Origin of the sequence: Deinococcus pimensis DSM 21231 (assembly GCF_000519345.1) — a bacterium.
In the GTDB taxonomy this organism is placed as follows: Bacteria; Deinococcota; Deinococci; order Deinococcales; family Deinococcaceae; genus Deinococcus_A; species Deinococcus_A pimensis.
Genome location: NZ_KI912644.1, coordinates 1,893 through 2,263, shown reverse-complemented (window position 1 = coordinate 2,263; position 371 = coordinate 1,893). Strand labels below are relative to the sequence as shown.

The following is a 371-nucleotide window of genomic DNA, read 5'->3' as shown; positions in this document are numbered from 1 at the left end:
CCTGAAGGTCACGACGCCCGGCGACCTCGTGCTCGCGGAGGCCATCGCGCGCGCCTGGGACGCGGAGGTGAGCACGTGAGGGTGTTCGCGCCCGCGAAGGTGAACCTCGGCCTGAGCGTCCGGGGGATCCGCAGGGACGGCTATCACGAGCTGCACTCGCTGATGGTGCCGCTCGCGGAGGGCGACGAGCTCGAACTGCACCCCGCGCCGCACCTGTCGCTGGTGGTGCGCGGCGCGCACCTGCCCACCGACGAGCGCAACCTCGTGTACCGCGCGGCGCGCGCGTACCTCGACGAGGCGGGCTGCTGGGAGGGCGCGCGGATCGTGCTGCACAAGAGGTTGCCGCTCGCGTCGGGCGTGGGGGCGGCTCG

The 371-nt window shown here is 73.9% G+C and carries 1 protein-coding gene; it reads left to right on the top strand.

What is annotated here, in order from left to right; translation table 11 throughout:
• Window positions 1–75: 75 nt before the first annotated feature.
• Window positions 76–371: 4-(cytidine 5'-diphospho)-2-C-methyl-D-erythritol kinase (locus tag DEIPI_RS39670; RefSeq protein WP_425387852.1), on the top strand; the 296-nt coding region annotated here is incomplete at its 3' end.